21 protein-coding genes are annotated in these 18863 nt (G+C 70.8%); 10 read left to right on the top strand and 11 right to left on the bottom strand.

Annotated elements, in window-relative coordinates; genetic code table 11:
* Nucleotides 1-27 precede the first annotated feature (27 nt).
* Nucleotides 28-921: a neutral zinc metallopeptidase gene (locus ACFQPD_RS12315; RefSeq protein ID WP_385901000.1), complete on the top strand. Its 894-nt coding sequence runs from the start codon at nucleotides 28-30 to the stop codon at nucleotides 919-921.
* A gap of 9 nt (nucleotides 922-930) precedes the next feature.
* Here the strand turns inward: ACFQPD_RS12315 and ACFQPD_RS12310 are convergent, their stop codons facing one another.
* The 3 genes from ACFQPD_RS12310 to ACFQPD_RS12300 all read right to left on the bottom strand — a co-directional run bounded on the left by ACFQPD_RS12310 (nucleotide 931) and on the right by ACFQPD_RS12300 (nucleotide 3331).
* The gene (locus ACFQPD_RS12310) at nucleotides 931-1920 is read right to left on the bottom strand and encodes a hypothetical protein (RefSeq protein ID WP_385900998.1); all 990 of its coding nucleotides are present in this window, start codon (nucleotides 1918-1920) and stop codon (nucleotides 931-933) included.
* 36 nt (nucleotides 1921-1956) lie between these two features.
* Nucleotides 1957-2586, bottom strand: a complete 630-nt coding sequence (gene msrA / locus ACFQPD_RS12305) for a peptide-methionine (S)-S-oxide reductase MsrA (RefSeq protein ID WP_385901082.1) — start codon at nucleotides 2584-2586, stop codon at nucleotides 1957-1959.
* 67 nt (nucleotides 2587-2653) lie between these two features.
* Complete coding sequence (locus ACFQPD_RS12300) at nucleotides 2654-3331, bottom strand: uracil-DNA glycosylase (protein ID WP_385900996.1); 678 nt, start codon at nucleotides 3329-3331, stop codon at nucleotides 2654-2656.
* A gap of 116 nt (nucleotides 3332-3447) precedes the next feature.
* On the opposite strand from ACFQPD_RS12300, the gene ACFQPD_RS12295 reads away from it, so the two are divergent.
* Together ACFQPD_RS12295 and ACFQPD_RS12290 are read left to right on the top strand one after the other, a co-directional pair.
* Entirely contained in the window at nucleotides 3448-4230 is a 783-nt protein-coding gene (locus ACFQPD_RS12295; protein WP_385900994.1) for a hypothetical protein, read from the top strand.
* Nucleotides 4231-4232: 2 nt separating this feature from the next.
* On the top strand, nucleotides 4233-4676 hold the full coding sequence (locus ACFQPD_RS12290) for a DUF2089 domain-containing protein (protein WP_353081299.1): 444 nt from the start codon (nucleotides 4233-4235) through the stop codon (nucleotides 4674-4676).
* Between the two features lie 70 nt (nucleotides 4677-4746).
* Here the strand turns inward: ACFQPD_RS12290 and greA are convergent, their stop codons facing one another.
* Genes greA through ACFQPD_RS12275 form a run of 3 tightly spaced genes read right to left on the bottom strand, consistent with a single transcriptional unit; the run spans nucleotide 4747 to nucleotide 6257 of the window.
* The gene (greA, locus tag ACFQPD_RS12285) at nucleotides 4747-5247 is read right to left on the bottom strand and encodes a transcription elongation factor GreA (protein ID WP_385900992.1); all 501 of its coding nucleotides are present in this window, start codon (nucleotides 5245-5247) and stop codon (nucleotides 4747-4749) included.
* A 12-nt stretch (nucleotides 5248-5259) separates the two neighbouring features.
* Nucleotides 5260-5661: a DUF4307 domain-containing protein gene (locus ACFQPD_RS12280; RefSeq protein WP_385900991.1), complete on the bottom strand. Its 402-nt coding sequence runs from the start codon at nucleotides 5659-5661 to the stop codon at nucleotides 5260-5262.
* Nucleotides 5658-6257 (bottom strand): rhomboid family intramembrane serine protease, encoded by a 600-nt coding sequence (locus ACFQPD_RS12275; protein ID WP_068750586.1) that lies wholly within the window; start codon nucleotides 6255-6257, stop codon nucleotides 5658-5660. The genes ACFQPD_RS12280 and ACFQPD_RS12275 overlap by 4 nt, the downstream gene beginning before the upstream one ends.
* 93 nt (nucleotides 6258-6350) lie before the next feature.
* Here ACFQPD_RS12275 and ACFQPD_RS12270 point away from each other — a divergent pair, with 93 nt between their 5' ends.
* A complete protein-coding gene (locus ACFQPD_RS12270; RefSeq protein ID WP_385900989.1) occupies nucleotides 6351-8360 on the top strand; it encodes a thioredoxin domain-containing protein in 2010 nt (669 codons plus the stop codon).
* Between the two features lie 250 nt (nucleotides 8361-8610).
* Here the strand turns inward: ACFQPD_RS12270 and ACFQPD_RS12265 are convergent, their stop codons facing one another.
* Complete coding sequence (locus tag ACFQPD_RS12265; RefSeq protein WP_385900987.1) at nucleotides 8611-9957, bottom strand: PhoH family protein; 1347 nt, start codon at nucleotides 9955-9957, stop codon at nucleotides 8611-8613.
* Between the two features lie 327 nt (nucleotides 9958-10284).
* Here ACFQPD_RS12265 and ACFQPD_RS12260 point away from each other — a divergent pair, with 327 nt between their 5' ends.
* The 3 genes from ACFQPD_RS12260 to ACFQPD_RS12250 are packed head-to-tail and all read left to right on the top strand — an operon-like array spanning nucleotide 10285 to nucleotide 13485.
* Nucleotides 10285-11052 (top strand): ABC transporter ATP-binding protein, encoded by a 768-nt coding sequence (locus ACFQPD_RS12260; RefSeq protein ID WP_385900985.1) that lies wholly within the window; start codon nucleotides 10285-10287, stop codon nucleotides 11050-11052.
* Complete coding sequence (locus ACFQPD_RS12255; RefSeq protein WP_385900983.1) at nucleotides 11049-12131, top strand: COG1361 S-layer family protein; 1083 nt, start codon at nucleotides 11049-11051, stop codon at nucleotides 12129-12131. Before ACFQPD_RS12260 ends, ACFQPD_RS12255 begins: the two co-directional genes overlap by 4 nt.
* A 7-nt stretch (nucleotides 12132-12138) precedes the next feature.
* The gene (locus ACFQPD_RS12250; RefSeq protein WP_385900982.1) at nucleotides 12139-13485 is read left to right on the top strand and encodes an ABC transporter permease; all 1347 of its coding nucleotides are present in this window, start codon (nucleotides 12139-12141) and stop codon (nucleotides 13483-13485) included.
* A gap of 25 nt (nucleotides 13486-13510) precedes the next feature.
* Here ACFQPD_RS12250 and ACFQPD_RS12245 read toward each other — a convergent pair whose 3' ends face one another.
* Complete coding sequence (locus ACFQPD_RS12245; protein WP_385900980.1) at nucleotides 13511-14161, bottom strand: hemolysin III family protein; 651 nt, start codon at nucleotides 14159-14161, stop codon at nucleotides 13511-13513.
* Nucleotides 14162-14254: 93 nt separating this feature from the next.
* On the opposite strand from ACFQPD_RS12245, the gene ACFQPD_RS12240 reads away from it, so the two are divergent.
* Together ACFQPD_RS12240 and ACFQPD_RS12235 are read left to right on the top strand one after the other, a co-directional pair.
* Nucleotides 14255-15055 carry an isoprenyl transferase gene (locus tag ACFQPD_RS12240; protein WP_068750599.1) on the top strand — a complete coding sequence of 267 codons (801 nt, stop codon included), beginning with the start codon at nucleotides 14255-14257 and terminating at the stop codon, nucleotides 15053-15055.
* A 48-nt stretch (nucleotides 15056-15103) separates the two neighbouring features.
* A complete protein-coding gene (locus ACFQPD_RS12235) occupies nucleotides 15104-15661 on the top strand; it encodes a DUF4245 domain-containing protein (RefSeq protein ID WP_385900978.1) in 558 nt (185 codons plus the stop codon).
* On the opposite strand, the gene ACFQPD_RS12230 is transcribed toward ACFQPD_RS12235, so the two are convergent.
* From ACFQPD_RS12230 to ACFQPD_RS12220, 3 genes are read right to left on the bottom strand one after another with little or no spacing between them, the layout of a single operon-like run.
* Nucleotides 15658-15861: an exodeoxyribonuclease VII small subunit gene (locus ACFQPD_RS12230; protein WP_068750603.1), complete on the bottom strand. Its 204-nt coding sequence runs from the start codon at nucleotides 15859-15861 to the stop codon at nucleotides 15658-15660. The two genes, ACFQPD_RS12235 and ACFQPD_RS12230, sit on opposite strands and share 4 nt — an antisense overlap.
* Complete coding sequence (gene xseA / locus ACFQPD_RS12225; RefSeq protein ID WP_353081292.1) at nucleotides 15858-17081, bottom strand: exodeoxyribonuclease VII large subunit; 1224 nt, start codon at nucleotides 17079-17081, stop codon at nucleotides 15858-15860. Before xseA ends, ACFQPD_RS12230 begins: the two co-directional genes overlap by 4 nt.
* A 12-nt stretch (nucleotides 17082-17093) precedes the next feature.
* On the bottom strand, nucleotides 17094-17846 hold the full coding sequence (locus ACFQPD_RS12220; RefSeq protein ID WP_385900975.1) for a hypothetical protein: 753 nt from the start codon (nucleotides 17844-17846) through the stop codon (nucleotides 17094-17096).
* Nucleotides 17847-17887: 41 nt separating this feature from the next.
* On the opposite strand from ACFQPD_RS12220, the gene ACFQPD_RS12215 reads away from it, so the two are divergent.
* Nucleotides 17888-18862: a 4-hydroxy-3-methylbut-2-enyl diphosphate reductase gene (locus tag ACFQPD_RS12215; protein WP_068750609.1), complete on the top strand. Its 975-nt coding sequence runs from the start codon at nucleotides 17888-17890 to the stop codon at nucleotides 18860-18862.
* The last annotated feature ends 1 nt before the right edge of the window (nucleotide 18863 follow it).

Genomic DNA, 18863 nt, shown 5'->3' with positions numbered 1-18863 from the left:
ACTGGACGAACCGTAGGGGAGGCAGCCATGGAATTCCGGGACAACGCCCGCATCGACAACGCCAACATCCGCTACGGCGGAGGTGGCGGGGGGCGTCGCGGCGGCGGACGCGGGCTCGCCGTCGGCGGTGGCCTCGGCGGTCTCATCATCACGCTCCTGCTGCTCGTCTTCGGCGGCGGCAACCTGGGCATCAACCCCGACGACATCCTGGGTGGCGGACAGGCGCGACCGCAGAGCGTCGAGCAGAATCCGGAGTGCCGCACGGGCGCCGACGTGGACGCGAATCCGGACTGCCGCTGGGCCGCCTACGTCTCGGCCATCGAGGGCTACTGGTCGCAGACGGTCGAGGGCTACCAGAGCGCCACCACCCAGCTGTTCAGCGGACAGGTGAGCACGGCGTGCGGCACCGGCTCGTCGGAGATGGGCCCCTTCTACTGCCCAGGTGACTACACCGTCTACATCGACTCCGAGTTCATGGGCGTCCTCCTCGACCAGCTCGGCGCTGCCGGCGGGTACGCGGCCGAGGCGTACATCGTGGCCCACGAGTACGGGCACCACATCTCCAACCTGACGGGCACCATGCAGCAGGCCCGCTCCATGGGCAACGACACCGGACCCACGTCGGGCCAGGTGCGCCTAGAGTTGCAGGCGGACTGCTACGCGGGCGTGTGGTTCGCGAACACGATCAAGGATCCCGAGTCGCCCATCGAGTCGGTCACCCAGGACGATCTCAACCGCATCGTCGACGCCGCCCGCGCCGTCGGCGACGACCACATCCAGCAGCAGCAGGGTGGACGCGTGGTCCCCGAGAGCTGGACCCACGGATCCTCAGAGATGCGCCAGCTGTGGGTGGCCAAGGGCTTCAACAGCGGCGACCCGCGCGTGTGCGACACCTTCTCCACCGACGACCTCGGCCAGTGAGGCACGCCCTCAGCCGATGAGGTCGGTCATGTCCCGGCCCTCGAGGTCGGAGTACGTGACCCGTCCCTGACAGTCGACGCGCGCCACGGGAGCGGACCGCCCCAGCCTCATGTCGACGACGACGTCGCACTGCTCGTCCGGTGAGCGCTGCGCCCGGGCGACCGCCTGGGCCAACGCGGCGGCGTCGATGGCGGACGGGTCGAACGGAGTCAGCGTGGGCGTCTCGGTGCGGCGGGTCTCGAACAATGGCACCGCCCCGACCCGGGCGCGGCTGAGGACGACGCCCGGGTCCGTGTCGGGCAGGTCCGCCCAGTAACCCCGGGTGGCGTTGAACCCGACGGCGTACGCCTCGGTGGCGTCGCCGATGACCTCGGACAGGCCAGCGGCGATGTCGGCGACGCCGGTCACCCCGAGCACGGCGACGGCGGTTCCGTCGGGGCGGAAGAAGACGGTCTCCGACTCGGGCCGCGACGTCACCGTCATCAACACCTGGCCGTCGCGGTAGTCCACCACCTGCAGGACTAGATCGCCCCGAACGCCGCGCAAGTCGGCGACGTCGAACATGCGCCCCACGGAGTCGAGGGGGAAGTCGGCCGGATCGAAGGTGGCCTGATCGAAGTACTGCACGTCCGAGTCGGCGCGGTCGATGACTCCGTCGCGCCACTGGTAGGTCACGACCGAGCGGTCCGGGCGCACCGCGCTCAGGGTGGCGCTCTCCGTCGTGACGTCCACCTTCAGCACCGGCAGCCCCCCGGCCACGCGATGCAGCTCGGCCACGACGTCAGCGGCCGCCCCGTCGACCAGCCGGCCGGTGATGGGGTGATCCAGCGGCAACTCGTCGTCGGGGACTGGGCTCGCCGTGGCAGAGGGCAGAGCGGGTGCCGACGTCGTCGGCGGGCCCGGCTCGACGGAGGAGGATCCCGTCACGCCGGGAGCGGGGGAGGTGCAGCCTGTCGCCAGGACGGCGAGCGCCACGAGCCCGGTCCGCCACTTGGTCATTGCGCCAGTGTAGGAGGCGCGACGGCCAGGCAGCGATCAGGGCCGGGGGCCGCACGCCACGCCGGTGGCGTGGACGGGGCAGTAGCCGTGGGGGTTCTTGTGCAGGTACTGCTGATGCTCGACCTCGGCGAAGTAGAACGTCTGGCCGGACCTGATCTCCGTGGTGATCTCGCCGAAGCCGGCGGCGCTCAGGTTCTCCTGGAACTCGCCGCGCGTGCGCTCGGCCGCCGCCCTCTGCTCCTCGTCCACCGGGAAGACAGCGGAGCGGTACTGCGTGCCGATGTCGTTGCCCTGTCGGTTGAGCTGCGTCGGGTCGTGGTTCTCCCAGAACAGGCGCAGCAACTCCTCGTAGGAGACGCGCTGCGGATCGAACACCACCCGCACCGTCTCCGTGTGGCCCGTCCGGCCGGTGCACGTCTCCCGGTAGGTGGGGTTCGGCGTGAAGCCGCCCATGAAGCCCGCCGCCGTGTTGACCACGCCGTCGGTCTCCCAGAACAGTCTCTCGACCCCCCAATAACAGCCCAGCGCGAAGTAGGCCACCTCGGCGCCGGGCGGGACCTCGTCCAGGGGGAGGCCGAGCACCTCGTGGACCGGCATCGGGTCGAGCACGGGCTGGGAGCGGCCGGGCAGCGCGTCGTCGGCGGACACCATCTGAGGTGCGGCCATCCGGGAGCTCAGCCAGGCGAGGACGTCGATATCCATACCCGCGATGCTAACCGGGACGGGCAAACTCTCAGGCGGGCAGCTGCCAGTCGATGGGTGCTGCCCCCCGCTCCTCGAGCAGCCGGTTGGTCTGGCTGAAGGGCCGGGACCCGTAGAAGCCGTTGCGGGCGGACAGGGGCGAAGGATGGGCGCTGGCGATCACTGGGACGGAGCCCAGCATCGGCCGCGCGGTCTGGGCGTCGCGGCCCCAGAGGATGGCGACAAGGGGTCCGCCGCGCTTCGCGAGGGCCTCGACGGCGCAGGCCGTCACCTCCTCCCATCCCTTGCCGCGGTGCGACGCGGGCGCGCCCGGGCGGACGGTGAGGACCCGGTTGAGCAGCAGCACGCCCTGGTCGAACCAGTGGGTGAGATCCCCGTGCTGGGCCGGCTCGATGCCCAGGTCGGACTTGAGCTCGCGGTAGATGTTGACGAGGCTCCCGGGCAGCGGCCGCACGTCGGGGGCCACGGAGAACGACAAGCCCACCGGATGGCCGGGCGTGGGGTAGGGGTCCTGGCCCAGGATGAGGACCCGCACGTCGGCCAGCGGGAGAGAGAATGCCCGGAGGATGTGGTCGCCGGCCGGCAGGTAACCGTGACCGGCCGCGAGCTCCTCCCGCAGAAAGGCACCCATCGCGCTGATCCGATCCTCGACGGGCGAGAGGGCCTCGGCCCAGTCGGGAGCGACGAGGTCGGTGAGCGGCTTCGGCATGGCCACACTCTGGCACAGGCGCGGCCGGGGCGGAACCCTCAGGGTCGTCCCGGACAACACCCGGGAGAATGGAAAGCGCGTCTTGCCACAATGGAAAGGTGGCTTACCATTGGGCCATGACCAACCCCGATATCCGTCCCATCCTGGACGATCTGGCGGCGGGCCGCATCGATGCGCAGGAGGCCTCACGGCGCATCGAGGCGGCCAAGGCGGCCGCAGTCGAACACGACATCCCCGCCGACACCGCCACGCAGGGCGGACCCAAGGCCGGCGGGCTGGCTCGGGTCGCCGTCACCGCCGTCGGACGCCGCGTCCGCATCGAGGGCGACCCCTCGGTCGCCACCCTGACCATCGACGGGCCACACGTCCTCCGCCGCGTCGGCACCGTCATGGAGGTGAGTTCGACCGGCGAGATCGGGCCGTCCTTCCAGGGCTTCTCGCTCATCCGCCCGCCCCGCAGCCTCGACGATCTGCGTGACCTGTCCCTGGGCAAGGAACTGGTGGTGAGAGTCAACCCGTCCCTGATCGTCGACGCCGAGGTCACCACCGGCGGCCTGCGCACGGTCGGGGTGCCGCGCCTGGGCCGGATCCGGGTGACGGCGGGCGGCTCCAGCCTGGACGACGTCCACGAGGTGGAGGACCTGCTCAGCCAGGCCGGCGGCATCAGCGTCTCCGGCCCTATCAGCGTGGGCCGCTCCCGCATCCGCGTCGAGTCCGGCACGCTCACCATCCACCTGACCAAGGGCGCCAACGTCGCGATCCGTGGTCAGGCGAAGCTCGGCCGCATCAGTTGGCCGGGCGGGGGCGAGGGTGTCGATGAGTACGTCGTGGGCAACGGCGCCGCGCGGCTCGACGTCGCCGTCGTCATGGGCATGGCGACGATCAAGACGGAGGAGTGACGATGAGCGGACGACACATGTACCACGCGCCCGCGGCCTGCCCGGTGTGCGGCGACCAGCTGATCACCACCCGGAAGGGCTGCCTGCAGTGTGGGACGGAGATCGCGGGCGAGTTCGCCGCCTGCGAGTTCTGCGCCCTCAACGAGGCGGACCTCGACCTGCTGCGCGTGTTCCTCGGCTCCCGCGGCAACCTCCGCGAGGTCGAGCGCCACCTGCAGGTCAGCTACCCGACGGCGCGGACCCGGCTCGACGCGGTCCTGGCCAAGCTCGGCCTCACGCCCCCGGGCGACCCGGCACCTGCACCCGAGGAGCCGCCAGCCGGGGACGAGTCCGGGGAGTACGGCGAGGAGATCGGCGCGCCCGCCTCGGCACAGGAACAGATCCTGGCTCGGGTGGCCAGCGGCGAACTCAGCGCGGAGGTCGCGGCGCAGCTGCTCGGGTCCTGATCGGTGCGGAAACGAGATGGCCGCCATCCCATGTGGGTGGCGGCCATCTCGCGTCCGATGTGGGAGTGGATCAGAAGGCGGCCACCTTGGTCACGACGACCATGATCTCCCGGCCGTTGGGAGCTTCGTAGCGGACCTCGTCGCCCACCCGCGCGCCGACGATGGCCGCGCCGAGCGGCGACTGCGGCGACACCGCGTGGTCGACGGACGAATCGGTGCCGAGGATCTCCCTCGAACCCAGCAGGAAGGTCTCGGAGTCGTCCTCATCGCCGTCGTAGGCAACGGTGACGATCTTGCCGGGGGCGACCTCGTCGTGATCGCCTTCCGCCTCGCCGACCTGCGCGCGGCGCAGGAGGTCTTCCAGCTGGCGGATGCGGCCCTCCATCTGGCCCTGCTCCTCGCGGGCCGCGTGGTAGCCGCCGTTCTCGCTGAGGTCCCCCTCTTCGCGGGCGCTGGCAATGCGGGCGCTCACCTCGAGGCGCCCCACGGTCTTCAGCTCATGCAGCTCGGCCTCGAGCTTGTCGTAGGCCTCCTGCGTGAGCCAGATCACATCGGTGTTGGTCTCGGACATTCGACAACCCTATCAGGAGGTCACGCGGCACCGGTCGAGGCTGACGCTCGTGGCCTCCTTGATCGTGGTGAGCGTGACATCGACGGAGGTCAGCGTGTCGGCACCCGGCGCGACGCGCACGGCCTGCTCCGCCACCTTCTCGAAGGAGGGCGCCTGCGCGTAGAGCGTGCACTCCACGGGCGCGCCTGGGTCGCGGCGCTGGACGACGATCTCGGCCGTGACCTTGGTGGGGCTGACCACCTCGAAGCTGCGCACCATGCCGGCGACCGGCGGATTGGACCGCAGCACGCCGGTGACGATCACCAGGACGACCGCACCGAGTACCGCCAGCGCCGCGAGCCCGCCCAACAGATAGTCGGTGGTGGAGCGTTGCGGGTAGCGGGCGGCGATGCGGGCCTGGTCCTGGCTGGTCACCTGCCCATTGTGCCCTGTACCGCCGCCGTCGGGCGCCGGTGGAGCTGCCACGCCGCGACCACTCCGCCGAGGGCGCCGCCGAGGTGGGCCTGCCAGCTGACGCCCGGGGCGGTCGGGAAGACTCCCCACAGCACGGAGCCGTACAGGAGGAACACCACGACCGCGATGGCGATCTGCCCGGGCCGGCCGCTGAAGATGCCGCGCACCAACAGGTAGGCGAGCCAGCCGAAGATGACCCCGGACGCGCCGGCGGTGATGGTGCCCAGGGGCGACAGGAGCCAGGCCGCGACCCCGGAGGTGACGGCCGAGGTGAGCGTGGCCACGATCCAGCGCGCGACACCGGCGAGGTACGTGAGCACCCCGAGCACGAGGAAGGGACCGGTGTTGCTGATGAGGTGGGCCCACCCGTAGTGCAGGAACGGGGCCACCAGGATGTTGGGCAGGTCCTCGGTCTGGCGGGGCTCGATGCCGTACTGGTCCAGGCTGTTCATCGTCAGCGTGTCGAGGATCTCGAGTCCCCACAGGACGGCCAGGAGGCCGCCGATGACGACGAGGGCTCGCGACAGCGTGGGGGCGGTGTCCTGGCGCGTGGGCATGTGTCCAGTGTGACGGACGCGCACAACCGCCGCCCATACCCGGGTCGGGTACCCGTCGTCGTCCGGGTGGGGCGGGCCGATACCCTTGTGCGCATGGTCAACCGCCTCCGGGAATCGTCCAGCGACTATCTGCGCCAGCACGCGCACCAGGCCGTCGACTGGTGGGAGTGGGGTGCCGAGGCGCTGGCCTCCGCCGTCGAACTCGATCGGCCCATCCTGCTGTCGGTGGGTTACGCCTCGTGCCACTGGTGCCACGTGATGAGCCACGAGTCGTTCGACGATCCGGCCGTCGCGGGCTTCATCAACGACCACTTCGTCGCGATCAAGGTGGACCGCCAGCAGCATCCCGACGTCGACGCCGTGTACATGACGGCCACGCAGGCCATGAACGGCGGGGCAGGGGGATGGCCCATGACCGCGTTCCTCACCCCGACGGGCGAGCCCTTCTTCACCGGGACCTACTTCCCGCCGGAGCCCCAGGGAGGCCAGCCGTCGTTCCGGCAGGTGCTGGAGGCGATGGCCGACGCCTGGCACTCGCGCCGCGACAAGGTGAGCGCCTCGGCGGCCTACATCGTCGCCTCCCTGAGCGCACACGAGACGCCCCAGACCGACTCGGCGCCGGATCTGCGCAAGGCCGTCGACGACATCGAGTCCGCGTTCGACCTCATCCACGGCGGGTTCGGGCGGCAGCCGAAATTCCCGGCGCCCACCCTCCTCGACGCCCTGCTCGTCAAGGGCGATCCCCGCACCCTCGAGCTCGCCCAGCGCACGCTCGAGGCCATGGCACGCGGCGGCATCCACGACCAGGTCGGTGGAGGCTTCCACCGGTACGCCGTCGACCCGGGCTGGGTCGTGCCGCACTTCGAGAAGATGCTCTACGACAACGCCCTCCTGCTCGGCACCTACGTGCGGGGCTGGCGACGGACCGCCGACCACGACTCCGGGCTGCGGGCGCTCCTCGAACGCACCGCCTACGGCATCGTCGAGTGGCTGGAGCGCGAAATGGTCAATGACCACGGCGCGTTCATCAGCGGCCTCGACGCCGACTCCTGCGACATCCGGGGAGCCGTGCACGAGGGCATCTTCTACCTGTGGAACCCCGAGCTCCTCGACGACGCCCTCGGGCCCGAGCTGGGGGAGTGGGCCGCCGAGACCTTCCACGTCACCCGCGGGGGGACCTTCGAGGACGGCCTGTCGACGCTGCAGCTGCGCGGCCGGCCCGACTTCGCCAAGCTGGACGAGGTGAGCCGCGTCCTGCTCGAGGAGCGGGCGACTCGCTTCCGGCCGGGGGCGGACAACCTGGTGGTCGCGGCCTGGAACGGCTGGATGATCTCCTCCCTCGTCACCGGCGCCCTCATCTTCAACGAGAAGAGCTGGCTCGAACTCGCTCTTCGGGCGGCGGAGCACCTCGTGGCCGTGCACCTGGGCGACGGCGACCTGCGCCGGTCGTCGCGGGACGGTGTCGCGGGTCCGGGGACCGGGATCGCCGAGGACTTCGGGGCGGTCGCCGAGGCGTTCGCGCTGCTCGCCGGCGCGACGGGCGACGCGGGCTGGTTGCGCCGGGCCGAGGCGCTGGTCGACCGGGGTGTCGAGCTGTTCGCGCACCCCGACGGCGGGTTCTATGATGCAGCCGACACCGGCCTGTTCGACCGGCCGCGGTCCCTGACGGACAACGTCACGCCCAGCGGCACGTCCGCGATGGTCGCGGCCCTGCGGCTGGTGGGTCTGCTCGCCGAGCGCCCCGACCTCATCGAGCGCGCCGACGCCGCGGCGCGGACCACCTGGTCCGCCGTCGCCGAGACGCCGCGGTTCGCGGGCGCGGCCCTGGCCGACCTGCTCATCTCCGACGAGGCCCGCCGTGGTCTGAAGCCGGCCGTCGCCGTCGTCGTCAGTAGCGATCCGTTCGACGAGCTGGCCCGGGCGGCCTGGCGGCTGGCCCCGGCCGGCTCCGCGATCCTCACCGCGCCGGCGGGGGCGGAGGGCTGGGGCACGCATCTGGAGCACCGCGACCGGCACGCCGTCTACGTGTGTCGCGGGACGGTGTGCTTCGATCCGGTCACCGACTACAACGAGCTCAAGACGCCCCTGTGGACCCGGGCCTGACCCGGAGCGGCCGCTAAGCGCGCAGCTCGCCGCGCATGATCGTGTCGAGCCACACCTCGACATAGCCGTCCGGGTTGGTCAGCCCGCCGGGTACCTCGACCGCCAGGCTGGAGCCGACGCTCCGGCGAAGCAACTCGGCGGGCCCAGCTGCTGGGAGGGCTGTCGCCAGGCGACGATCGCCGTGACACCCAGTACTTCGCACCGACCCCCCGGCCGGATGCAGCGAAGGCGAAGTTTTCCCGCCGTCCGATCAGGCCAGTTCATCGACCTCCAACATGTCGGTGACAAGGGCCGCGATCTGCGAGCGCTCGGACCGCGTCAGGGTGACGTGCGCGAACAGGGGGTTGCCCTTGAGCCTCTCGATGACCGCGACGACGCCGTCGTGGCGGCCGACCCGCAGGTTGTCGCGCTGCGCGACGTCGTGGGTGAGAACGACCCGGGAGTTCTGTCCGACGCGCGACAGCACGGTGAGCAGGACGTTGCGCTCCAGGGACTGGGCCTCGTCGACGATGATGAAGGCGTCGTGCAGCGACCGACCCCGGATGTGGGTGAGCGGCAGCACCTCGATCATCTCCTGCTCGAGGAGCTCGTCGATGACGTACTTGTTGGTGACCGACGACAGGGTGTCGAACACCGCCTGGCCCCACGGCGCCATCTTCTCGCCGGCAGTGCCGGGGAGGAAGCCGAGGTCCTGCCCCCCTACGGGGTAGAGGGGCCGGAACACCATCACCTTGCTGTACCGGCGCTGCTCCAGCACCGCGTCGAGACCGGCGCACAGCGCGAGCGCGGACTTCCCTGTGCCGGCGCGCCCGCCGAGGGACACGATGCCGATCGACTCGTCCATGAGCAGGTCCAGGGCCACGCGCTGTTCGGCGGAGCGGCCGTGGATGCCGAACACCTCGCGGTCGTGCTTGATCAGCTTGACCGAGCCGTCTGGCATCCTGCGGCCCAGCGCGCTCGACCCGGGGGCGTGCAGCACCACACCGGTGTGCGTGGGCAGCGCTGAGGCCTGGGCAATGACGGCGTTGCCGTCCTCGTAGAGCGCGGACACGTCGTCGGTGGTGACGTCCACGCTTGCCATGCCGGTGAACCCGGCCTGGAGCGGAAGCTCGTTGCGGTACTCCTCAGCGGCCAGGCCGACGGCGGCGGCCTTGACCCGCAGCGGGACGTCCTTCGAGACCAGCACCACGTCGTGGCCCTCGTTGGCGTAGTTCAGCGCGACGGCGAGGATCCGGGTGTCGTTGTCGCCGAGGCGGAAGCCTACGGGCAGTGAGTCCTGATCGCTGTGGTTGAGCTCCACACGCAGGTTGCCGCCCTGATCGTTGGTCACCATCGGGGTGTCGAGCCGTCCGTGCTCGATGCGCAGGTCGTCGAGGAGGCGCAACGCCGAGCGCGCGAAGTAGCCGAGCTCCGGATGGTGGCGCTTGGACTCCAGCTCGGTGATCACCACGATCGGGAGGATCACGTTGTGCTCCGCGAACCGCAGCATCGCCTTGGGATCGGACAGGAGGACGGAGGTATCGACGACGTAGGTCTTGATGGCCGTGTCGGGCTGCACTGCTGCGGGGGAAGCCTGCTGATGGGACGCGTTGAGCACGATTGCTCCCTTTCGCCGGGGCCCGCGCTCGCCGCGTCGGTCCCCGAATCTTGCTAGAGGACCGTCTGGGCTTTGATGGAGTGGATCTCCATGGGCCGACAATAGCCGCAATCCGGGCCCGGGGGAACAGTGGAGCGAAGGCGAATCACATCCGTGTGGTTCGTTCGAGCGGGTGTGCGTACTACCTGGGGTGGGTGCGGGCCGGCCCCGGCTGCCACTGCGGTCGATGTTCGGCCGAGCCTCCGGCCGGAGTGGCCGCCTCATGGGTTACGTTGCTCGCAGCGTTACCGGGGACGCGAGCGCTCCCCGGACCATCGAGGAGGTGGCGTGACCCAGAGCCAGCCCAGGCTGCCGCTGCCCGAGGTCGGCCAGCCCCTGGTCCGGACGCGCGACCTGTCCAAGATCTTCCGCGTAGGAGACTCTCGCGTGGTCGCCCTCAACCGGGTCGACCTGACGATTCCGCGGGGGAGTTTCACCGCCGTCGTGGGCACGTCCGGCTCCGGGAAGTCGACGCTGCTCAACATGCTCGGCGGCCTGGAGAAGCCCACCGCAGGCGAGGTCTTCGTCGCGGGGCAGCCGCTGCACCGGTTCACCGAGTCCCAGCTGGTGACCTACCGCCGCGAGCAGGTGGGATTCATCTTCCAGTCGTTCAACCTCCTCCCGTCGCTCACCGCCCTCGACAACGTGGCGCTGCCGCTCAGTTTCCGCGGCATCCCCACCCACACGCGCCAGGCGCGTGCCCGCGCCATCCTCGTCCAGCTGGGCCTCGGCTCGCACCTGCACCACAAGCCGGGCCAGCTGTCAGGCGGCCAGCAGCAGCGTGTGGGCATCGCCCGCGCGATGGCCGTCAAGCCGACGCTGGTCTTCGCCGACGAACCGACCGGCAACCTCGATTCCCACACGTCGGAGGAGATCCTCACCCTGTTCCGTGCTGTGATCCGCCGGTTCCGGCAGACGTGGATCATGGTCACCCACGACCGGCACATCGCCTCGTTCGCCGACACGGTCGTCTCGATCGCCGACGGCCGCATCACCGACATCACCCACAACCACGCACCCGCGGCCGCGGCCGCCGACCCGAAAGTCGCGCCATGAAGCTGACCCAACGGCTCTTTCTCGTCCTCATGATGGTGTTCGGGCTCACGATGGTGCCCCTGAGCAGCGCCGCGGGCGACCCGGTCGCCGACGGCGGTGCCGGCGCGGGGGGTGACGCGTCGGGCGGCACCGGAGGCTCCGCCGGCGGTGACCCGGGGACCGGCGGCGGCGCGGCCGTGCCTGGGGTGTCCACCCCCAGGGTCATCCTGGCCGGTTTCACCACGGAGCCCGCGCAGGTGGTCGCCGGTCAGGACTTCACCGTGTCGTTCACGTTGCGCAACACCTCGACGCGCACGCGCGTGCAGAACATGCTGGTCAGCGTGGCCTCGGACGACTCGGCCTTCCTGCCCGCCGATGGCTCATCGTCGATGTTCATCAGCAGGATCAGGGCGGACCAGGTGGAGACCCGCTCCATGAGATTCCATTCGCTGCCCTCGCTGGAGGAGAAGCCCTACCGGCTCACCCTGACCATCCAGTACGAGGACGCCGCCGCGAACGCCTTCTCGGCGACGGAGACGGCCTCGGTTCGGGTCCGGCAGAACATCCGGGCCGACGCGTCGGTGCCGCAGTTGATGCCGCCGCAGCTGACCCTCGGGCAGGACGCGTCGCTGACCTTCAGCATCTTCAACCAGGGCAAAACCAAGCTCTACAACGCCAAGGCCGCCATCAAGGATGGGCAGGCACTCACCTCTCCGGAGGTCTTCGTCGGGACCATCGACCCCGGCAGTTCCGGGGCCGTGGACATGACGGTCAACGCGGCGCAGGAGGCCATGGGGCCGATCACCGTGACCGTCTCGTATGAGGACGTCGACGGCAACGTCACCACGATGGACCGGGCCGTGGAGGTCGCGGTCGTGCCGCCCATGCCGATCGAGGAGCCCGGCATGGGTGAGCAGCCGGGCGAGGAGACCGGCCAGTTCCCGGTGGTGCCCGTTCTGATCGCCGCCGGGTTGCTGGGCGCGGCGGTGGTCACCGCCGTCGCGGTGCGCCGACGCAGGCGGCGGCGGGCCGAGCAGGAGGACCTCGAGTCGCTCGCCGAACTGGGCGAGGACCCGCTCATCGGTCCCGAGCCCCGCTAGGTCGACGATGCGCTGGACGGACCTGCTCCACACGAGCTTGGCCAGCCTGCGGCAGCGGCTGTTCCGCACCTCGCTGACGGTGCTCGGGGTCATGATCGGCACCACTTCCGTGATCGTCATGGTGTCGCTCGGCGTGGGGTTGTCGTCGAGCTTCACCAGCCAGTTCCAGCAGATCAACCTGCGCCAGGTCAGCGTCAACTCGGTTCCGCCGCCGGAGATGGCCGCGCCTGGACAGCCCACCCAGCTCAGCGACGAGCTGATCCCACTGCTCGCGGCCACCCCAGGCGTGAGAGCGGTGTGGCCCAGCTACATGGTCGATGTCGAGTTCTCCGTGGGCGGCGCCACCCAGTTCCTCCAGATCGTCGGCCTGCCCGCGGAGGCGCTCCAGGAGATGGATCTCGACCTGGCCTGGGGCGAACTGCCCCAGGCGGGCGACCCCTTTGGCCTGGTGCTCGGCGATCTGCTGCACACCCAGTTCTGGGACCCGGTCACAGGCATGCCGCTCGAGGTGGATTTCCGGTCGCAGACCCTGTTCGGCACGTTCACCACGTTCGGCCCGTACGGTCCTATCGACGGTGGCGGGGGCGGCGAGACCCCGACCGAGCCCGCCAAGCCGCCCAAGCGGATCATCATGCCGGCGCTCGCCCAGCTCGCCAACGCGGGCAACGACCAGTGGGGCCCCTACTCTTCCAGCGTGTTCGCGGACTTCGGCGCGCTGCGCAAGGTGATGGAGAAGGCGATGCCCGGCAAGGCCCTCCCCAACCAGCCGGCCACGGCCGACGGCAAACCCAAGGGGAAGGCGTTCGTCTACACGGAGTTCCGTCTCCTCACCGACAGCCCCGAGGACGCCGAGGCGGTGCTGAACTCGCTGCGCGACCAGGGCTACGGGGCCTACGCCGAGGTGGAGTGGATCAGGCAGGCGCAGGCTCAGGCGCTGATGATCCAGGCGGTGTTCGGCGGGATCGGCTTCGTGTCGCTGCTTGTGGCGGCCATCGGTATCGCCAACACCATGATGATGAGCGTCTATGAGCGAACCAAGGAGATCGGGATCATGAAGGTGATGGGGGCGGCGCTGGGCGACATCCGCAGGATGTTCCTCATCGAGTCGGCCGCCATCGGTTTCCTCGGCGGGGTGATCGGCCTGCTGCTCAGCCTCGCCGCGTCGGCCCTGCTCAATGCCACCCTCGGCGCGCAGATGGCCGGCGAGGGCGGCACGGCTGAGCTGTCCGTCGTTCCGGTGTGGTTGATGACTGGGGCGGTCGCGTTCGCGACCCTGATCGGCACCGTCGCCGGGCTGGTGCCGGCCCAGCGGGCGACCAGGCTGAGTCCGCTGGCGGCCATCCGCGCGGAGTGAGCCGGAGGCCGGCCTCCCGGCGGCGTCAGGCGGTGGCGAACACCGCCAGCCCGATCGCGATGGCGTGCAGGAGGGCGGCGACGATCGTGCACGCGTGGAAGACTTCGTGGAACCCGAACCAGGTCGGTGACAGCTGTGGGCGCTTCGTCGCGTAGGCGGCAGCGCCCAGCGAGTACACCAGCCCGCCCGCGATGATGAGCGCCACGATCGCCGGTCCGCCGGCCGCCCAGAACTGGCCGAGCCATCCCACCGCGGCCCAGCCCATCGCCACGTACAGGAACGTGTAGAGCCAGCGGGGCGCCGACAGCCACACGATGCGGAACGCCACGCCCAGCACCGCGATGCTCCAGATGAGGATCAGCAGGCTCCACCGGGCCCGGCCCTCCAGCAGGCTCAGCGTCAGCGGGGTGTAGGTGCCGGCGATGAACACGAAGATGTTCGAGTGGTCGATCCTCCGGAAGAGGGCGTTGGCCCGCGCCGACCACGTGCCGCGGTGGTAGGCGGCGCTGGTCGCGAACAGCTGGACCGCCGCCAGCGTGTAGACGCCGCAGCCGATGCGTCCGGTCAGGGTGGGGGCGAAGACGGTGAACACCAGGCCGACGATGAACGCGATCGGCGCCATCCCGAGGTGCAGCCATCCGCGCAGGCGGGGCTTCGATGCAACGGTGTCTGTCACGGGGTCCATGTCCTACCTACGGTCGGGTAACTTACGCAACCGTAGGTTACTACCTCGGTCGCCCGATGCCAACAGGGCGCTAGGCTTCGTGGCATGTCTGCGGTCACTCGGCTCGTCGATCGATGGTGGCCGCCGCGATGGCTTTACGCCAGCTACGAGCGCCAGGTGCTGCGGCACCTCGACCGTGGAAGCCTCCCGCGTCACGTCGCGGTCCTGGCCGACGGTAACCGGCGCTGGGCACGCATGAACGCCCCCGGTGAGCCGCTGGTCGCCGGGTACCGCGCCGGTGCCGACAAGCTGGTCGAGTTCGTCGAGTGGTGCGACGAGACCGGCATTCGCGTCATCACCCTGTGGGTGCTCAGCACCGACAACCTGCAGCGCGCCGCCGACGACGAACTCGCGCCTCTGCTCGAGGTGATCGAGCAGCTCGTCGCGCGGCTCGCCGCCACGAGGCGCTGGTGCGTCCAGGCCGTCGGCGCGCTCGACCTCCTGCCGGCCGAGGTGGCCGACTCGCTGCGGGCCTCGTCGGAGTCGACGGCCGGCATCACCGGCCTGCACGTCAACGTCGCCGTCGCGTACGGCGGCAGGCACGAGCTGCGCGACGCCGTCCGATCCCTCCTGGCCGAACGCGCAGCCGAGGGCGCGACCCTGGCAGAGGTGGCGGAGACCCTGGAGATCGACGAGATCTCGGCCCACCTGTACACCAAGGGGCAGCCGGATCCCGACCTCATCATCCGGACCTCTGGGGAGCAGCGGCTGTCGGGGTTTCTGCTGTGGCAGTCGGCGCACAGCGAGTTCTACTTCTGCGAGGCGCTGTGGCCGGACTTCCGCCGCGTGGACTTCGTCCGTGCCCTGCGCGCCTACTCGCAGCGGGAGCGCCGCTTCGGCCGGTGAGCCGCCGGCTTTTGTGGGCGCCCGGCGCCGCGTGCGACGATGGCGCGCATGGCTCGACGCAACTCTGCCGCCCGCCCGCGGGACATGGTCATCTCGATGGCCGTGCTGCTCGTGCCCATCGCCCTGATCGTGTGGTGGTTCACCGTGACGCCCGATCCTCGTCCCGAGGCCGTCGACGTCGACGCCACCCTGACCCGCGCGGTCGCGGAGTCCCCGTATCCGGTGCTCCGCGCCGAGGGTCTGGGCGAGGGCTGGCTCCCGGTGCGCGTCGCCTGGGCCAGGCAGGGCGACCCGTGGATCACGAACGAACCCGCGACCGGGAACTGGTGGCAGGTGGGGTACCTCTCCCCTGAGGAGGTCTACGTCGGCGTCCAGCAGCGCGACGGCGCCGTCGGGGACTTCGTGTCCGCGACCACGCGAGAGGGGCGGTCCCTGGGAGGGAGCGTCGACGTCGCAGGCCGGAGCTGGGAGCGCTACGAGAGCGACGACGGCCGCACCCGCAGCCTCGTCCACGTCGCCGACGACGTGACGTCGATCGTCACGGCCGACACCGACTTCACCGAACTGGAGACGTTCGCCGCCACCCTGGTGGAGGAACGGGCCTAGTCCTCCGTGGGCGCGGGGCGGGCCTGGGCGACCTGGGCCTTGGCGCCGTCGAGGAACCCCTGGCAGATCTGCGCGAGTTTCTCGCCGCGCTGCCACAGCTCCATGGACTCGGCCAACGACGCGCCCCCGGACTCGAGCCGTCGCACGACCTCGACGAGTTCGTCGCGGGCGGCCTCGTAGGTGAGTGTCTTGTCAGTCACTGGTCTCCTTCGGGGGTGGTGGCGACGACGTCGAGGTCCAAGGAGCCGTCGGCCAGGTAGGCGTGGATCCGGGCGCCGGGTGCGGTGTCCGCGACGCCGGACACGGAGCGGTGGGCGTCGTCGACGAGGACGGCGTAGCCACGCTCGAGCGTGCGCTTGGGTGAGAGCGCCCGGATCGAGCTCACGGCCGAGCGCACGTGGGACTCCTCGTCGCGCAGCCGCCGCTCGATCGCGGCGTCGAGGCGGTGCCGCAGCAGGCTCAGCCGGTCGAAATGGGCTGCGAACGCGCTGGTCGGGTCCACGAGCACCGGCCGGGAGCGCAGCTGATCGAGGTGGCGCTGCGCCTCGGCGATCCGCACACCGACGGCGCGCCGGAGCCGGGTGCGGGCGTCCGCCAGGGCCGCCGACTCGGCCGCGTGGTCGGGCACCACCCGCTTGCCGGCGTCGGTGGGCGTGGAGGCCCGCAGGTCGGCCACCAGGTCGACGATGGGCGAGTCGCGTTCGTGCCCGATGGCCGTGACGACGGGGGTGCGGGCAGCCGCGACGGCACGTACCAGGCCCTCGTCGGAGAACGAGAGCAGGTCCTCCAGGGCGCCGCCCCCGCGCGCCAGGATGATCACCTCGACCTCCGGGTCCCCGTCCAGCGCGGCGAGGGCCGTCATCACCGACTCGGCCGAGTTCGGGCCCTGCACCAGGGCGTGCCGGGTCCGGATCTGGGCGGCGGGCCACCGCCCCGCGATGGTGGTCACCACGTCGCGCTCCGCGTCGGAGTTCTTGCCGGTGACGAGCCCGATGACCCGGGGCAGGACGGGGAGGCGGCGCTTGCGGGCGGGGTCGAACAGGCCCTCTGCCTGCAGCTTGCGCTTGAGCTGCTCCAGCTGGGCGAGCAGGCGGCCCTCGCCGGCGACTTGCAGCTCGAGGCACTCGAACGTCAGCGACGAGTTGCGCTCCCACATGCGGGGACGGATCCGCGCCGTCACCCGGGACCCCTCCGGCAGCGGCCCGGCCGCGTCGAGCACCATGGCCGAGACGGTCACCTGGGCCGACATGTCCGCGACGCGGTCGCGGAACGTCAGGAACTGCGTCGGGGCGTTGCGCCGCTTGATCTCGACGACCTGCGCGTCGACCCAGATTTCACCCAGGCGTCCGACCCAGTCCTTCGTCGCCATGATGACGCGGCCCAGCGGTTGAGGCTGGTCCGGCGAGCTGCCCAACGCCATGCGTCCGGTCCCTCAGTCCCAGATCCCGGAGGAGCAGGTGGCGTACCAGGTGCCGTGGACCACGTTGCCCACCTCGAGCGGCGTCTCGGCGGGGACGGCGCACGTGATGTCGACGGCGCCGCGGCCGGTCACGTACTGGAACTCGGCGCCGGTCAGCTCGTTGCGGCGCCGCTCCACGGCGGTCACCTCGACGCCCATGAGCAGGGCGGGCGACGCCTCCTGCGGGGGGATCGCGGCGGCCTGCAGCGCCAGCAGGGACGGGGAGATGAGCGCGTCGGCCGCGATCCGGAGGTCCCCGCCGGGGGCGGCCTCCGGCGAGGCCTCGAACGCGGCCGCGTCGTCGTACACCGTCACCTCGATGGCCAGCGCCCCGACGCGCAGGTCCTCGACGACGCTGTATTGCCCGCCCGGGGCGAGGTCGTGCTGCGGGTAGGCGACCGGGTCGTCCACGAGTGCGACGAACTGCGCCAGCAGCGGCCCGGGGGACTCGGGGCCGTACAGCGCGACGCGGGCCAGCAGGTCCGTGAAGCGCACCACCTGGGCGCGGTAGCGGGTCTCCGCGGCGAGTGCCCCCGTGGTGCTGACGCCCTGCCCGGTGCGCTTGACGAAGCTGAGCCGTGCGCCGCTCGGATCGGAGTAGCTGCCGACCAGGTCGAAGCCCGGCGCGGAGTCCACGCCGCGGACGCCGGCGTCGAACGCGGCCTTGACGAGCTGGTCCAGGGACTCGGCGTCGAAGCCGACGGCGTGGAGCTGGGGCGAGAGCATGCGGCTAGGGTACCGGCGGCGTTCCACCTAGACTGGGCGCCATGACTAGCGTTGCCCCGGCCACCAAGCGTGTCGTCGTCGCAGCCCCGCGCGGGTACTGCGCGGGCGTCGACCGCGCCGTCGTCACCGTCGAGAAGGCGCTGGACCTGTACGGGCCGCCCGTCTACGTGCGCAAGCAGATCGTGCACAACAAGCACGTCGTGGAGACCCTCGAACAGCGCGGCGCCATCTTCGTCGAGGAACTCGACGAGGTGCCGACCGGCGCCACCGTGGTCTTCTCGGCCCACGGCGTGTCGCCCGCCGTGCACGCGGAAGCCGCCGACAGGGGGCTGAAGACCATCGACGCCACCTGCCCGTTGGTCACGAAGGTGCACCACGAGGCCAAGCGGTTCGCCGCCGAGGGCACCCAGATCCTCCTCATCGGCCACGCCGGCCATGAGGAGGTCGAGGGCACGATGGGGGAGGCCCCCGAGCAGACCATCCTCGTGCAGTCGCCCGCCGACGTCGACGGCCTCGATCTACCGGAGCACGGCAACCTCGCGTGGCTGAGCCAGACCACCCTCTCGGTCGACGAAACCATGGAGACCGTCGGCCGGCTGCGGGAGCGGTTCCCGCTGCTCATGGACCCGCCGTCGGACGACATCTGCTACGCCACCCAGAACCGGCAGCTGGCCGTCAAGCAGATCTCTCCCGGGTGTGACCTGATGATCGTCGTGGGGTCGCGCAACTCGTCGAACTCCGTCCGCCTCGTGGAGGTGGCGCTGGAGGCCGGGGCCAAGGCCTCCTACCGGGTGGACAACGCGGCCGAGATCGACCCGGCGTGGCTCGTCGGCGTGAACTCCGTCGGCGTCACCTCCGGGGCGTCCGTGCCGGACGTCCTCGTCCAGGGGGTGCTCGACTACCTGGAGTCCCAGGGCTTCCCACCCGCCGTCGAGGAGCGCCTCACGGAGGAGACGCTGCAGTTCGCGCTCCCCCCGGAGCTACGCAAGGACCTGCGCCGCGCCGTCAAGCACTGAC

It is taken from the genome of Tessaracoccus sp. O5.2 (assembly GCF_964266725.1).
In the GTDB taxonomy this organism is placed as follows: Bacteria; Actinomycetota; Actinomycetes; order Propionibacteriales; family Propionibacteriaceae; genus Arachnia; species Arachnia lapidicapta.
The sequence above is the reverse complement of the archived record's forward strand: the minus strand, read 5'-3'. Positions and strand labels throughout refer to the sequence as shown.

Coding starts and splice junctions, on each gene's coding strand:
- ACFQPD_RS12315 (WP_385901000.1), top strand. CDS start 28: ATGGAATTCCGGGACAACGCCCGCATCGACAACGCCAACATCCGCTAC.
- ACFQPD_RS12310 (WP_385900998.1), bottom strand. CDS start 1,920: ATGACCAAGTGGCGGACCGGGCTCGTGGCGCTCGCCGTCCTGGCGACA.
- msrA (WP_385901082.1), bottom strand. CDS start 2,586: ATGGCCGCACCTCAGATGGTGTCCGCCGACGACGCGCTGCCCGGCCGC.
- ACFQPD_RS12300 (WP_385900996.1), bottom strand. CDS start 3,331: ATGCCGAAGCCGCTCACCGACCTCGTCGCTCCCGACTGGGCCGAGGCC.
- ACFQPD_RS12295 (WP_385900994.1), top strand. CDS start 3,448: ATGACCAACCCCGATATCCGTCCCATCCTGGACGATCTGGCGGCGGGC.
- ACFQPD_RS12290 (WP_353081299.1), top strand. CDS start 4,233: ATGAGCGGACGACACATGTACCACGCGCCCGCGGCCTGCCCGGTGTGC.
- greA (WP_385900992.1), bottom strand. CDS start 5,247: ATGTCCGAGACCAACACCGATGTGATCTGGCTCACGCAGGAGGCCTAC.
- ACFQPD_RS12275 (WP_068750586.1), bottom strand. CDS start 6,257: ATGCCCACGCGCCAGGACACCGCCCCCACGCTGTCGCGAGCCCTCGTC.
- ACFQPD_RS12270 (WP_385900989.1), top strand. CDS start 6,351: ATGGTCAACCGCCTCCGGGAATCGTCCAGCGACTATCTGCGCCAGCAC.
- ACFQPD_RS12255 (WP_385900983.1), top strand. CDS start 11,049: ATGAAGCTGACCCAACGGCTCTTTCTCGTCCTCATGATGGTGTTCGGG.
- ACFQPD_RS12250 (WP_385900982.1), top strand. CDS start 12,139: ATGCGCTGGACGGACCTGCTCCACACGAGCTTGGCCAGCCTGCGGCAG.
- ACFQPD_RS12240 (WP_068750599.1), top strand. CDS start 14,255: ATGTCTGCGGTCACTCGGCTCGTCGATCGATGGTGGCCGCCGCGATGG.
- ACFQPD_RS12235 (WP_385900978.1), top strand. CDS start 15,104: ATGGCTCGACGCAACTCTGCCGCCCGCCCGCGGGACATGGTCATCTCG.
- xseA (WP_353081292.1), bottom strand. CDS start 17,081: ATGGCGTTGGGCAGCTCGCCGGACCAGCCTCAACCGCTGGGCCGCGTC.
- ACFQPD_RS12220 (WP_385900975.1), bottom strand. CDS start 17,846: ATGCTCTCGCCCCAGCTCCACGCCGTCGGCTTCGACGCCGAGTCCCTG.
- ACFQPD_RS12215 (WP_068750609.1), top strand. CDS start 17,888: ATGACTAGCGTTGCCCCGGCCACCAAGCGTGTCGTCGTCGCAGCCCCG.